Source organism: Alphaproteobacteria bacterium 33-17, assembly GCA_001897445.1.
Lineage (GTDB): Bacteria > Pseudomonadota > Alphaproteobacteria > Rickettsiales > 33-17 > 33-17.
Genome location: MKSX01000001.1, coordinates 16,601 through 30,178, shown reverse-complemented (window position 1 = coordinate 30,178; position 13,578 = coordinate 16,601). Strand labels below are relative to the sequence as shown.

12 protein-coding genes and 1 pseudogene are annotated in these 13,578 nt (G+C 33.1%); 1 reads left to right on the top strand and 12 read right to left on the bottom strand.

What is annotated here, in order from left to right:
• Window positions 1–639: 639 nt before the first annotated feature.
• From BGO27_06290 to BGO27_06260, 7 genes are all read right to left on the bottom strand, one after another.
• Entirely contained in the window at window positions 640–990 is a 351-nt protein-coding gene (locus tag BGO27_06290; protein OJV17262.1) for a hypothetical protein, read from the bottom strand.
• Window positions 991–2,523 carry a protein-export membrane protein SecD gene (locus BGO27_06285; GenBank protein ID OJV17261.1) on the bottom strand — a complete coding sequence of 511 codons (1,533 nt, stop codon included), beginning with the start codon at window positions 2,521–2,523 and terminating at the stop codon, window positions 991–993.
• Between the two features lie 6 nt (window positions 2,524–2,529).
• Window positions 2,530–2,808, bottom strand: a complete 279-nt coding sequence (locus BGO27_06280; GenBank protein ID OJV17266.1) for a preprotein translocase subunit YajC — start codon at window positions 2,806–2,808, stop codon at window positions 2,530–2,532.
• Between the two features lie 111 nt (window positions 2,809–2,919).
• A complete protein-coding gene (locus tag BGO27_06275) occupies window positions 2,920–3,393 on the bottom strand; it encodes a deoxyuridine 5'-triphosphate nucleotidohydrolase (GenBank protein OJV17260.1) in 474 nt (157 codons plus the stop codon).
• 1 nt (window position 3,394) lies between these two features.
• Window positions 3,395–4,246, bottom strand: coding sequence for a hypothetical protein (locus tag BGO27_06270; protein ID OJV17259.1), 852 nt, complete (start codon window positions 4,244–4,246; stop codon window positions 3,395–3,397).
• A gap of 78 nt (window positions 4,247–4,324) precedes the next feature.
• Complete coding sequence (locus BGO27_06265; GenBank protein ID OJV17258.1) at window positions 4,325–4,744, bottom strand: cytochrome c biogenesis protein CcmE; 420 nt, start codon at window positions 4,742–4,744, stop codon at window positions 4,325–4,327.
• Between the two features lie 155 nt (window positions 4,745–4,899).
• Window positions 4,900–5,829, bottom strand: coding sequence for a hypothetical protein (locus BGO27_06260; GenBank protein OJV17257.1), 930 nt, complete (start codon window positions 5,827–5,829; stop codon window positions 4,900–4,902).
• Between the two features lie 197 nt (window positions 5,830–6,026).
• On the opposite strand from BGO27_06260, the gene BGO27_06255 reads away from it, so the two are divergent.
• On the top strand, window positions 6,027–7,337 hold the full coding sequence (locus tag BGO27_06255) for a hypothetical protein (GenBank protein ID OJV17256.1): 1,311 nt from the start codon (window positions 6,027–6,029) through the stop codon (window positions 7,335–7,337).
• Here the strand turns inward: BGO27_06255 and BGO27_06250 are convergent.
• The 5 genes and pseudogenes from BGO27_06250 to BGO27_06230 form a co-directional block, all read right to left on the bottom strand.
• Window positions 7,334–8,365, bottom strand: coding sequence for a hypothetical protein (locus tag BGO27_06250; GenBank protein ID OJV17255.1), 1,032 nt, complete (start codon window positions 8,363–8,365; stop codon window positions 7,334–7,336). The genes BGO27_06255 and BGO27_06250 overlap by 4 nt on opposite strands.
• 24 nt (window positions 8,366–8,389) lie before the next feature.
• Window positions 8,390–9,568, bottom strand: a pseudogene (locus tag BGO27_06245) (ammonia channel protein).
• Between the two features lie 193 nt (window positions 9,569–9,761).
• Window positions 9,762–11,768: a hypothetical protein gene (locus BGO27_06240; GenBank protein ID OJV17265.1), complete on the bottom strand. Its 2,007-nt coding sequence runs from the start codon at window positions 11,766–11,768 to the stop codon at window positions 9,762–9,764.
• An 82-nt stretch (window positions 11,769–11,850) separates the two neighbouring features.
• Window positions 11,851–13,128, bottom strand: a complete 1,278-nt coding sequence (glyA, locus tag BGO27_06235) for a serine hydroxymethyltransferase (GenBank protein OJV17254.1) — start codon at window positions 13,126–13,128, stop codon at window positions 11,851–11,853.
• Window positions 13,125–13,574, bottom strand: a complete 450-nt coding sequence (locus BGO27_06230; protein OJV17264.1) for a ribose 5-phosphate isomerase B — start codon at window positions 13,572–13,574, stop codon at window positions 13,125–13,127. The genes glyA and BGO27_06230 overlap by 4 nt, the downstream gene beginning before the upstream one ends.
• Window positions 13,575–13,578 lie beyond the last annotated feature (4 nt).

Genomic DNA, 13,578 nt, shown 5'->3' with positions numbered 1-13,578 from the left:
ACAACCCTTTCAGACTTATTGTCAACCCTTTTCACTCAAAATTCCGTCACCGATACTCCGAACCTATACAATTGCGAGAGGTACACAGTACCTCGTGGGAATCCATAATAAGTAATGGATCGCCGCGGAAAATTTCATTTTCCTCGCGATGACATGAGTAGTAACTATCATCATTACGAAAAATATGCAATATTTTGAAGTAATCTATGAAAAACTCCATTTTCCTCACAATTGTAGAAGTTTAAACTTTTAGTAAGAGAAAAGTGTTAGAAATAGACGCCAATAATCATCAAAATTAAAAATGACTGAGCACCTTAGGTCAGTCATTTTTCTTCCATTTATAGGAAGCGCTAAATCAAATATATAAATATTAATTACATTCAATTAGATTGCCACAAAATGCTTCGCATTTTTCGCAATGACCGTTACCGAAACTTTGAACTTCTACAGTTGCAAAAATTGCAATGTATTTTGTGACATTACTATATAAATAGATAAGATATTAAAAGTTAACAAAATCTCAGATTATAGTGAATTAAGTTTATGTTTACACATGAATGACGAACGAAATGTAGTAAAACCTACATGAGTGAGGAAATGACACATGCAAACTTATACTTAATTCACTATATAAAAACATTAAATCAATTGAAGCATAGCAATTACATTTCGATCTTCCAGATTCAAAACGCTAAAAGTTCTAATTGCAGCAGACGTAGTCATAAATTCAGGATTTATACCTAGATTTAAGAAATAATTACGAAGATCATTATCAAAAATTTGAGTTTTGCCAGTTCCTATAATAACTATAGGGTTATTTTCAAAAATTGATTTATCGATAGCGTCAAGATTGGTAAATTCAGCAGCCATCGCCTTACTAGGCATCGCAATTATAGAAGAATTAAAAACACCTTGATTCGTTTCAAAGTTCCCTTCACCATACTTAAAAATATTTAGTTTAGTTTTTGCAAGTAAAGGGGTGATGTCCATTTATACTTTAATGCTCTTAATATGAAATTTTTCAGACCAGAAAAGAAGCAAATGCTTAGCAAAACCAATATTAGAAATCATTGAGGCAATTATTCCTAAGCTCAAGGTTACAGCAAATCCTTTTACAGGACCAGTACCGAAAAGGAAAAGCATGAGTGCTACTATAAGGGTTGTAATATTAGAATCGAAAATAGCGTTAAAAGCATTTTGAAAACCCTTAACAATACTTGTGTTTACTGCATATCCAAGCTTAATTTCTTCTCTGATTCTTTCAAATATTAAAATGTTAGCATCTACTGCCATACCGATGGTAAGAACTATACCCGCAATACCTGGTAATGTTAAAGTTGCCTGCATAATGCAAAGCATTGCAAAAAGAAGCGCCATGTTAGCAATTAGTGCAATGTTTGCAAATAAACCCAACACGCCGTAAGCTACTATCATAAATCCTGCAACTAAAGCAAAAGCTATATATCCCGAAACTTTACCAGATTCAATTGAGTCAATACCAAGGCTAGGACCTATAGTTCTTTCCTCTAAAATTGTAAGTTCCGCGGGCAATGCACCTGCTCTAAGTAACATTGCAAGCTCATTTGCAGAGTCGGTTGTAAACTTACCAGATATAATACCAGAACCGCTAAGGATTGGTTCTTTTATAACTGGCGCACTAATAACTTCGCCGTCAAATAAAATAGCAAATCTTCTGCCTGTGCTTTCCTTTGTGATATCGGCAAACTTCTTTGCTCCATAATTACTAAATTTAAAAGAAATCGCAGGAGATCCATGATCAAATACAGTTCGTGCGTCTACTAAATCATTTCCAGTAAGTAATACTTCTCTTTTCAGTACAATATCACCGCCTTCTTTAGACGATACTAAAACAGATTCAGATGGAACAACTTTTGTTACGCCTAAAGCTCTGCTTGAATCTTCATCTACTAATTGGAAAGTAAGTTTAGCGGTTTTACCAAGTAGCGACTTAAGTTGATCAGGCGAAGAAAGACCAGGAACTTGCAAATCAATATTACTTAAGCCCCTTGGCTGTATAATAGGCTCTGTTACGCCTGTTTCATCTACCCTTCTTCTAACAATTTCAATTGACTGTTCAACTACGCTCTTTTTTAGGTCGCTAATTGCTGCATCATTAAAGAATATTTCAATATCTTCGCCGTTTTTTTCTAAAGATAATCTATTATCTATTTTTCTAACTGTAGATTTTATTTTGCTAAAATCATCATGATTTCTCATTTTGAATGAAATACCAGAAGCTTTTGATTCAAGAGACATATAACCTATTTTATCAGTACGCATGGCTTTACGTACGTCACTTAAAATCTGGCTATACTGATCTTTTAAGAATGATTCAAACTCTATACCTAAAAGTAATTGAGAACCACCCCTTAAGTCCAGTCCAAGATTAATTCTTGGCATATTTACTGCACCATAATTACTACCAGTAAATGATGGTACTATTATGATACCTACTAATATATATAATAGTGCAAATAATGTAAGCTTCCAGTATCTCAAGATTAGCTCCTATTCTTCGCTTGGTAATGCTTTTTTATCGTCATTTATAGTTTCAGCAACCGCACTTTTTAAGAACCTTACTTTAACGTTCTGCGCAATTTCAACCTGCATGAATTTTTCGTCTTCAACTTTTACAATGATACCTATCATACCACCTGTTAAAACTACTTTGTCACCTTTTTTAAGCTCGTTTACCATTTTGTGGTGTTCTTTTTGCTTTTTATTTTGAGGTCTGATAACTAAAAAATACATTACAGCAAAAATTACTACTAATGGCAGAAAGCTCATAATGCTTTGCTCAATTTCTGGCTTTGGTGTTGTTTTAAGATCACTAGCAACTACACCTTCTGTAGCTGCACCAATTTCTATATCTTTTGCGTTTGCAATTTGTACTGTCATTTATTTAACTCCTGTTGATCCAAAACCTTTAGCTCCTCTATCCGAGTCGCTTAAAGAATCTACTAACTTTATATCAGCCCTTACGTATTTAGCAACAACCATTTGTGCTATACGCATTCCTCTGCTTACTACAAAGTCTTTATTATTATGATTGATTAGTATTACTTTAATTTCACCGCGATAATCTGCATCAATTGTTCCAGGACTATTTAGTACTGTTACCATTTCTTTAAATGCTAAGCCTGATCTAGGTCTAACTTGCGCTTCATAACCCTCAGGAAGCTCAATACAAATACCTGTTGGAATTAATGCAATTTTGCCAGCCTCAATTACAATATCTTCGCTTACAGCTGCAAGCAAGTCCATACCTGCAGAGCTAACTGTTGCATAAAAAGGCATTTCAAGCCCTTCATGATGTGGAAGTGCTGTTACCTTAAGGTCGATTGCATCTACTTTTTCTAAAATTTCTGTCATTTTAAACCTCTTTATTTTTTGACGCTCTATAACTTATAAATAATGTACTTGGTATAATAAACAATGCTCCAATGATAGTATTATCGTGGAGTTTTTCACCAAAGAATATGTATGCCATTAGACCTGCGATTAATATTTCAGTATATCTAAATGGTACTAAATATGACGCATCTGCCAGTGCGAATGCTTTGAGTAAGAAATATAATAACATATTAGCCCCAGCACCTAATATGAATAATAATACTAATTGCTTTTCTGTAGGCATTACAAAATCGCCAATCAAGAATGGTATAGTAAATAAAAGAGTAGCTAAATTAGAATATAAAAGCATGGCAATCAATGACTCTTTAACTACATATTTTTTATTTACAATATCAAGCACAGCAAACATAAAAGACGCAAATAATACAAACAATACTATATTGTCAAAATTACCTGGTTTATTAGCAATAATTACCACTCCTATAAAACCTGAGAATGTTGCTATAATACGCCATTTACATACTTTTTCTTTTAATACTAAGCGTGCAAGTATAAGTGTAAAAATAGGAATTGTAAAATTGATTACCGTAGCTGTTGCAACATTTATATGACTTAAGGAATGGCTCCATATCCAAATACCACCAAAAAGTAAAAATCCTCTTAGCAAATGAATTTTAGGATTACTTGTTGAAAGTGATACATTCTTTTTAAATGCAAATGGCAATAGAATTATGGTTGCAAATAAAAATCTAAAAAATACTACTTCTAAACTATCTAAGTTACTACCCAAATATTTAGTTATAATATCATTACAAACACCAATAAATATACTTGTAAGGAAAAAAATTACAGCTAGTATTTTATTATTCATTTTTACACCAAGTTTATTTTTAAAACATGCCTACAATAGTTGATATTATAAATTTTGCAATAGAGTTCTTTATAAGGTCTAATCTTTACTAATATTTTTACGCATCGTTTCATAAACTTCTTTAGGCATGTAGTTTTCATCGTGTTTCGCTAATACTTCTGTAGCTATAAAATGTGAATCCACGACTTTTCCAGTGACTACTACTCCTTGATTCTCACGAAATAAATCAGGAAGTATTCCTTGGTATATAACTTTTATATCTTGCTTTGTGTCAGCAATTATAAATTCGTAATTACCATGAGTGTGAGTTATAACACTATGTTGTTTTACCAACCCTCCTAATCTAACAATTTTATTGTTATTGAAATCTAAATCAGATGGTGAATAAAAAAATACGACATTTTTATTGAATTCATTCACTATAATAAATATTAGCAAAAACCCAATAATTGTAATAATAGATAGTAATATTAGGCGTTTCTTTTTTTGGGCGTACATATATTATAATTGTTTATATTTAATGTAATTCTTAGCAGTAAAATATGCTATAGCAATATGGATAATGATAAAAACAAAATATGACACATATACGTAAAACTGGTATTTCATAGTTATATAACCAAAAAAAGGGGCTTTACCGCCCCTTAAAATGTTTATTCAACAATAAATGTTGAGTTTGAGCTTTTTAATTTTCCTTTAAGAATTTTATTAAGCTCAGTATCAACATCAGTATCATCTGTAGGTAATTTTACTTCTTCGTTTGTCATTGGGTTAACAAGATATGGCGTAATAGAAATTACAATTTCTTTTTGCTCATAAGACGAAGACGGGAACAAACCTGATATAAAACCAAGAGCGCCTTTATTATCAACTGATTTATGTGACTCATCATTTAGCAAACCTGCAATCATAAAGCTTTCGCCTGGCGCAAGCTCAACAGTTGTTGTTGCATGACTTGTAGCAAATTCAGGGAATGAACTTAAACCAGATTTAACTTTATTTGAAATTTCATAGTCAACTGCAACTCTTATATTGTTATGAGCAACAATTTTTGGTGTAAATGAAAGTTTCACGCCATATGGCTTATATGAAACAATTTTTTTGTTTTCACTATCAAAATGAGGAACCGCAACTTCCCCACCTGTTGCAAAATATGCAGTCTCGCCTGATGCGGCAACCAAACTTGGCTCGCTATACGTTTTAAATGCGCCTTTTAGAGATAAGTCATTGATACAGGCAGTTAATTTAGCTGAATTTACACCACATGTATTCGTTAAGTTATTATAGCTTTTTCTGCTCAGCTCACCGAATTTTACTTTTAATAATACCTGCTGACCATTTTCAAGCTTTAGCATATTAATAACTTCATGATCACCATCAACATACTGACTAGCAATCTCTAATGCTTTTTTTGCAACTTCAGGAGTACTTACATTCCCATGAAGTGCTACATTGCTATTTACATGTCTTACGCTAATTTTTTCACTTGGCAAAAGCTTTTTCAAGTCTCTTTCTAATGATACATTCTCAGCACTTGCATTATGCACGCATAATAATGCAGCAATAAATCCTATTTTTTTCATACATTTCACCTAAATATATTTTTTGATAATATTTTGCAATATTCATAAACTATAAATCAATAAACTTCAAGTACTCATAATAGCAAATACTTACAACATTTAAAAGCTGTTAGTAATTAAATTTATTGCTATCCACTTGCAATAAAAAAATTTTTGGTTAACATAGCCCCAAAATTTATAAACTAAGGATTATAACTATGGATCGCTGCTTAATATCAATTACCATTCCTACCCGTAGACCTAGTGAGATGAAGGCTTTACTTGAAAGCTTTAAGGTAAATACCGACAAACCCGAGGATGTTGAGCTAATTGTAAAAATCGATGATGATATACAGGATCAGTATAACTTTTTAGACGACAAAATAGCGTATCCCTTTGTTATTAAAAAAATCGTATCACCACGTTTATACGGCTATTATACCCAATGGATTAATAATAGATTATGCTATAAAAGCATTGATAAGGACGCTTATTTTGCAATGCTTCTTACCGATGAAGCAAGGTTCAATAAAGGGTGGGATAGCGTCATTAGAAGGTTTAAAGGCTTTTATCCAGATGATATATTCAGGCTTAAATTATCCCATGCCAAGTATTTAAACTACTATAATATTGGTCAGCCTAACTATTTACCAGACTGCTTTTATGTCATCACCTTGAAGTGGTTTAGAATAATAGACGGTTTCGGTGATTGCTGGGGTACAGATGTGTGCCTGCAAACTATTAGCTTTCATTTAGGTAAAGGTATAAATAGCTATTTTTATCCTTCAGTTCAAGACCCTATATCGAGAGACATTCCTGTACACGAAGAAGTACTACATAATATTGATATATTTGGTGAAGCTGGTCAGGATATTATATTTCACAGCGCGCGAACTTTACTTATTTATAAGGAATGGAAACGCAATGTTTCATATGAAGTGCAGTTATTATATGTAATGCAAGCAAAACTTACATATTTGCATATTAAAGCACACGAGATGAATCTTTCAAATTTCAAAATTATACAAAATGCATCTGCTAAAAAGCTAACTCTTATTGATACAGTGAATAATCTAGCATTAATAACTGTTAGCTATAAGTTTCCTAAAATTGTTTGTCTATATTATAAATTATATTTTAGCTATTTAAGCACTGGTACTCTTATTAATTTATTACTTAAAAAACATAGTTTAGAATGGCTTAATATTTTTAAGCCTAGAAATATTATCAGAGCGCCATTTAAATTAGCATACAATATATTAGCAAAAACCAGGTTAAAATCTTTGTTTATTAATAATACTAATACTATAAAAGGCAAAGTATTATACGATACTGATGAGCCTGTAGACTTAAAACCAACCTTAACTCTTGATAAAGGTGATTTATTTGTTTTAAAGAAAGGTAAGTTATTGCCTTCTAAATTTTTCAAATGGATCGTTGATTTACACAATTATACAAAATGTTCAGACAAAGAGTTTAGCGAAAATCTTGATAAGGCATTTGAAAATGGCTATAAAACTAAAATTTAGATATTTTGAGCAATAACTGCATACCATCCCAGACCATCATACTCCTGATATCCAAGAGTTTTGGCATATGCAATTATTTTATTATTATCTACGTAATGCCCAAACGTATTATTGCCATGATTTAGTTTAAATTCTTGAAGTAAATTTTTCTTTGTAGAAGATGCTATAATTCTGTATTTGTTATCAAGTAACATTACTTCTGTTTTATGCCATTCATCCCTATTTAGAGAAGGCTCATCTTCAACTATAATTTTTGACTGATGTTCCCAATCAAAAAATACACCCAGCGCTCCAATAACTTCTCCATTTGATTTACCATTTTCACGTATGGCAGTTGCGTATACTGATACTAGCTGATTTTCATGATATTTATCATTGTATATATCAACTGTTATATATTCTGTACCTGATTTAGTATTAAATGCATCCTTTACCCATTCAACATGAGACAAATCAGCGTTTTTTAGTTCAGGGAAACGATTTTTATTTGAAGTTGCGACAACTTTTCCAGTTTTATCAACTAGTACTAAGTTTAAATAAACTGAGTAAAATGAATTTATTATACCAAGCCTGTCCCTGGCAAAATTAATATTATGTTCTGTAGGATTTGTAATAGCATCTACAAGTGAGGTGTCGGTCGCCCACCATCTTACATCAGCCGTTCTTTCATAAAGATTTCTGACTATAAGCTGCACAAGGGTTTTGCACATTTCAGAAAGCCTTAAATACTCCATACTATCACTACGTTCTTCAAGATCACCTGAAATTACTTTAGCCTTTTCAAGCACTTCCATTACTTCTTGTCTAAATGCCTTTGCAGTAGTAGATGAGTTTTTTGCTAAGGTTTTCACTTCATCTGCAACTACTGCAAATCCCTTTCCATGTTCCCCTGATCTTGCAGCTTCAATATTAGCATTTAATGAAAGCAACGTAGTTTGGGTCGCAATCTTTTCATTAATATTGGCAAATTTCTCAACCTTCTCATATATAATACTTAAAATCTCTGAAATTTTTGAATTAGTTGCCATATACTATTTCCTTATTATTAATATTTATCTATTTAATTCACCGTGCTGATCTAAATCTACACTCAGTGCATCATCCTTAGCTCTTATAGGTGTAATCAAATTTACCAGTTTGATTATTAAATATGTTACAATTGCAGTGTAGAATGTCACTATAATCGCTCCAATAATATTAGATTTTAATAGTTCTATTTCACCACTTATAAAATATCATTCTGTACCAATCGATGGATTTATAACTTTTGAAGCAAGCAGACCAGTCATAATTGAACCAACTATGCCGCCAATTCCATGACATGCGAATACATCTAAAGTATCATCGAGTTTTGTTTTATTTTTTATAATATGAGATGATAAATTACATACAATTGCTGCTGCTGTCCCAATAAATATAGAGGAGGAAATAGATACATAACCTGCAGCCGGAGTAATTGCAACCAATCCTACAATTGCACCAGTCATACCCCCAATAGCACTAAATTTACTATTTCTAAGCCAGTCAACCAGCATCCATACTATCATACCAATTGCAGCAGCTACAAATGTAGTCATGAACGAATATGAAGCAAGCTGACCCACTACAATCGCAGAACCAGCATTAAAGCCGAACCATCCGAACCATAATAGTGTCCCGCCAAGCATTACCATAGATACGTCTTTAGAATATGTGTTAGATTCGGCTCTGCTACCTACTACTAATGCAGACACCAAACCACCTACTCCTGCTGTAGTATGAACAACTAAACCGCCCGCAAAATCTAAAGCTCCATGAGCACCTATCCATCCACCTGGTCCCCAAACCCAATGAGCAACTGGCGCATAAACTACCAGACTCCATATCATCAGAACTAATATCCAGGCTTTAAAGTTAACTCTTTCTGCCATTGCGCCAGTCATAAGTGCAGGCGTTATACAGGCAAACATCATTTGGAAAGCTATAAAGGACAAATGCGTAACTTTTGCATCTAAAATTATTTCATTGTGAACGCCATAGAGCATAAGATATTTTGTAGCACTACCTAAGAAAGCATTTCCTTCTCCAAAGCTTAGACTATAGCCCACCACTACCCACAAAACGCCTACAACTGATAAGGCAATAAAATTTTGTAGCAATGTTGATATTACACTTCTGTGACTCACCATTCCTGCATAGAAAAAAGCAACACCAGGGGTCATAATCATAACTAGTGCCGCTGAAACAAGCATCCACAATGTATTTACAGCATTAGGTTCTACAATTTCCTGAGAATTGGCGTTTGCGTTGACTGAAAAAAGAATACTTATTAAACATATAATGTAGCGCACCAAATCCCCCAATTTCTAGTAATATTTTTAAATAATACAGTGAAATTTTAGTTTGCGCAAATTATAATTTATTTACTTTCTTGGCAAGTATTTTTTATTCAATGCCTAAAATAAATGCATACTCTTTTGCTTTATCCTTTAAATACCCAAATCTTCCAGATGCACCGCCATGCCCTGCTTCCATATTAGTTTCAAATAAAATCACTGGATTATTAGTTTTAATTTCTCTAATTTTAGCGATCCATTTTGCTGGCTCCCAGTATGCAACCCTTGTATCGCCAAGACTAGTAGTTGCATATATGTTAGGATAACTTACAGAGTTTAAATTATTATATGGCGCATATGATAAAATATATTCAAAAATGTCTTTTTTATTTGGATCTCCCCATTCCATATATTCGTTTACCGTAAGAGGAAGAGTGCTGTCCATCATCGTATTAATTACATCAACAAATGGTACGTGGGCTACAACGTTTTTAAACAAATTAGGCTTCATATTCATAGCAGCGCCTACTAACATACCACCAGCACTTCCGCCCATTATGGTAATATTACCAGGCTTTGTATAATTATTGCTTGCCATATGTTCTGCGGCAGATACAAAATCTTCAAATGTTTTCTTTTTTGTTTGAAATTTTGCGCTTTCGTACCAGTCAAAACCCATTTCATCGCCACCACGAATGTGAGCAATGGCGTATACATACCCTCTATCTACTAATGAAATAACATTACGGTTAAATTTTGGGTCTGATGATATACTGTAAGAGCCATAACCATATAAGTAGAGTGGGTTTTCACCGTTATTTTTAAATAAGTTTGTTTTATATAATACAGAAACTGGTACTAAAGTACCGTCATATGATTTTGCAAACTCACGTTTTACTGTATATTCTTCCTTTTTAAATCCAGATGGAATTTCCAAAAATTTCAGTAAAGAATATTCATTCTTTTTAAAGTCAAAGTTCCTAACTTCATTCGGAGTATTTAGCGATGAATAATTATATCTTATAGATGTATTCTTATAATAAGTTGGCATGATAGATGCAGAATATGAATCCTGGTCAAATTTAATATCATTCCATGATTTACCCATATCAGTAGAATATTTAATATAATCTAGCCCATTAGAACGGTAATGAACTGCAATAGCACCGTCATATAAAGCCATGTCTCTTAAGTAAACTTTTTTATCAGCGCTAATTATATCTTCCAATTTATCACCCGTTATTTTTACAAGCCTAAAATTACGCTCAACATCATTTACAAGTGCATAAAAATTATTATTGCCATGATCTAAATACATTATAGCGTTTTTAGATCTATCATAAATTTTGGTTAAATTCTGCTCTGAAAGTTTTGTAACATAATACTCACTAGCTGTATAACTACGTACGTCTATTAGCAAATATTCACTATCGCTAGATTTAGCAATACTAACTCTAAATGTTTCTTCTTTTTCATGGAAAATTTCATGACTTAGTTTACTTTTTAAATCATAATACATGATTTTATATGGTCGCCATGCTTCATCAGGAATTACATAATAAAATCCTGTATCGTCTGATTTCCATACTATGTCATCAACTACATTATCAATTTCATGTTCTAAGTCTACATTAGCAGAAATATCTCTAATTTTTAGCAAATACCTTTCGTTACCTACTCTATCAAGACTATACGCAACAAATTTGTGTGTGTTACTTACAGATATTGCACCTACGCTTAAGTAGTCTGATATCGCAAGAGCATTTTCATCTAGTACTAACTCTTCTTTACTATTTAGATTTATACGATAATGAGCATAGTAGTTTTGATTTTCTTTTATACGCGAGAAATACTTATATCCGTCAATTTCAACTGGCACAGTTTCATCATCAAGCTTAACACGACCTACCATTTCCTTATATAAAGTATCAATTAAATCTTTTTTATCTTTAAAAAATTCTTCTGTGTATTTATTTTCTGCTTCTAAATGGCTTATAATTTCCGGTGTTTTAGTAGTCAGAATTTTTGTATCTTTAAGCCAGTGATAATCATCATGATACTGCTTACCATGATAGTTATGAACAAAATCTTTTTTATTTGCAATAGGAATATTCATTTTGGAACCATTGATAAAATAAATGAAACATGCCATAGCTACCAGAGCATATGGCATATATTTCAATAGCTTAGACATTGTTTTATTCTGTCTGAGCGTACATAGGGAATTTTTTGCAAAGCTCGATTACTTGCGTTAGTACCTTTTCTTCAACAGCTGAAGTATTTTCTTTATCTTTCGCAAGAGCTTCGATAATTTCTAAAATTATATCTGCAGTATATGCAAATTCTTTTTTACCAAAACCCCTTGTAGTTGCTGCAGGAGAGCCAAGCCTGATACCTGATGTCACTGTTGGCTTTTCTAAGTCGAAAGGAATAGAATTCATATTACAGGCAATACCTGCTCTGTCTAAACTTTTCTCAACGATATTTCCTGTAACATTTTTCTTACGAAGGTCAACAAGCATTAAGTGATTATCTGTTCCGCCCGTTACAATATCAACACCACCTGTTGTAAGTTTGTCAGCAAGAGTTTTAGCATTGTCTACAACATTTTGTATGTATGTCTTAAATCCAGAATCCAGCGCCTCACCAAATGCCACAGCTTTTGCGGCTATAACATGCATCAGAGGGCCTCCCTGAAGACCAGGAAATAATGCAGAATTCACTTTTTTAGCAATTTCTTCACTGTTAGTAAGAACAATTCCGCCCCTAGGACCTCTTAATGTTTTATGCGTAGTAGATGTTACCACGTCTGCATGAGGAAACGGGCTTGGATGATGATCAGTTGCAACTAAGCCTGCAATATGAGCCATATCAACCATAAAAATCGCGCCTACTTCATCGCAAATTTCACGGAACTTTGCAAAATCAAGAACTCTTGAATATGCAGAACCACCTGCAATAATCATTTTTGGCTTATGTTCTCTGGCGAGTTTTGCAACTTGTTCATAATCAATTAAATTTGTTTCTTTATCAACTTCATATTGAACCGCATTGAACCACTTACCAGACATATTTGGTTTAGCACCATGGGTTAAATGTCCACCTGAGTTCAGTGACATTCCTAAAATTGTATCACCTGGGCTAAGTAAAGCTAAATAAACAGCCTGATTTGCCTGTGATCCCGAATGAGGTTGAACATTAGCAAAGCCACAGTTAAAGAGTTTTTTAACTCTATCAATTGCTAAATTTTCTACAATATCAACAACTTCACATCCACCATAATATCTTTTACCAGGATAACCTTCTGCATATTTATTAGTTAAAACTGATCCTTGCGCAAGCATAACCTGCTTACTCGCGTAGTTTTCAGATGCAATAAGTTCAATATGATTTTCTTGCCTTTCGTATTCTTTTGAAATGCTATCGAATATTTCTTTATCGAATAACTCAAAAACCTGGCGTTCATCTGTCATCATAATTCCCCTCCAATGTCGGATAATTTTTCCACTCTTTTTTCATGGCGTCCGCCTTCAAATTCGGTTTCCATGAATGCTTTTATAATTTCGATTGCATATTCAGCTGTAATAAATCTTGAAGCTAAAACTAGCACATTTGCATTATTATGCTGTCTGGCTAATTTTGCTTGCTCAGTAGTATGGCAAAGTGCTGCCCTGATATGTTTAAAACGATTTGCTGCAATTGACATTCCGATTCCTGAACCGCAAATAAGTATTCCCATAACCTTGTTTTCTATAGCTTTAGCGAGTCTAAATCCAAAATCAGGATAATCACATGAGTCAAGAGAGTCACATCCAAGATCAAAAATACTGATTTTTGAGGTGTGTAAGTAGTCAATTAGTGTTTTTTTAAGCTCAAAACCTGCGTGGTCTGATGCTATTGCGATTTTATTGTAGAAGTCCATAACC

Excerpts from the sequence above, each read along its gene's own strand:
- BGO27_06255 (OJV17256.1), top strand. The coding sequence starts at position 6,027 with ATGGATCGCTGCTTAATATCAATTACCATTCCTACCCGTAGACCTAGT.
- BGO27_06290 (OJV17262.1), bottom strand. The coding sequence starts at position 990 with ATGGACATCACCCCTTTACTTGCAAAAACTAAACTAAATATTTTTAAG.
- BGO27_06270 (OJV17259.1), bottom strand. The coding sequence starts at position 4,246 with ATGAATAATAAAATACTAGCTGTAATTTTTTTCCTTACAAGTATATTT.
- glyA (OJV17254.1), bottom strand. The coding sequence starts at position 13,128 with ATGATGACAGATGAACGCCAGGTTTTTGAGTTATTCGATAAAGAAATA.
- BGO27_06260 (OJV17257.1), bottom strand. The coding sequence starts at position 5,829 with ATGAAAAAAATAGGATTTATTGCTGCATTATTATGCGTGCATAATGCA.
- BGO27_06280 (OJV17266.1), bottom strand. The coding sequence starts at position 2,808 with ATGAGCTTTCTGCCATTAGTAGTAATTTTTGCTGTAATGTATTTTTTA.
- BGO27_06250 (OJV17255.1), bottom strand. The coding sequence starts at position 8,365 with ATGGCAACTAATTCAAAAATTTCAGAGATTTTAAGTATTATATATGAG.
- BGO27_06265 (OJV17258.1), bottom strand. The coding sequence starts at position 4,744 with ATGTACGCCCAAAAAAAGAAACGCCTAATATTACTATCTATTATTACA.
- BGO27_06240 (OJV17265.1), bottom strand. The coding sequence starts at position 11,768 with ATGAATATTCCTATTGCAAATAAAAAAGATTTTGTTCATAACTATCAT.
- BGO27_06230 (OJV17264.1), bottom strand. The coding sequence starts at position 13,574 with ATGGACTTCTACAATAAAATCGCAATAGCATCAGACCACGCAGGTTTT.
- BGO27_06275 (OJV17260.1), bottom strand. The coding sequence starts at position 3,393 with ATGACAGAAATTTTAGAAAAAGTAGATGCAATCGACCTTAAGGTAACA.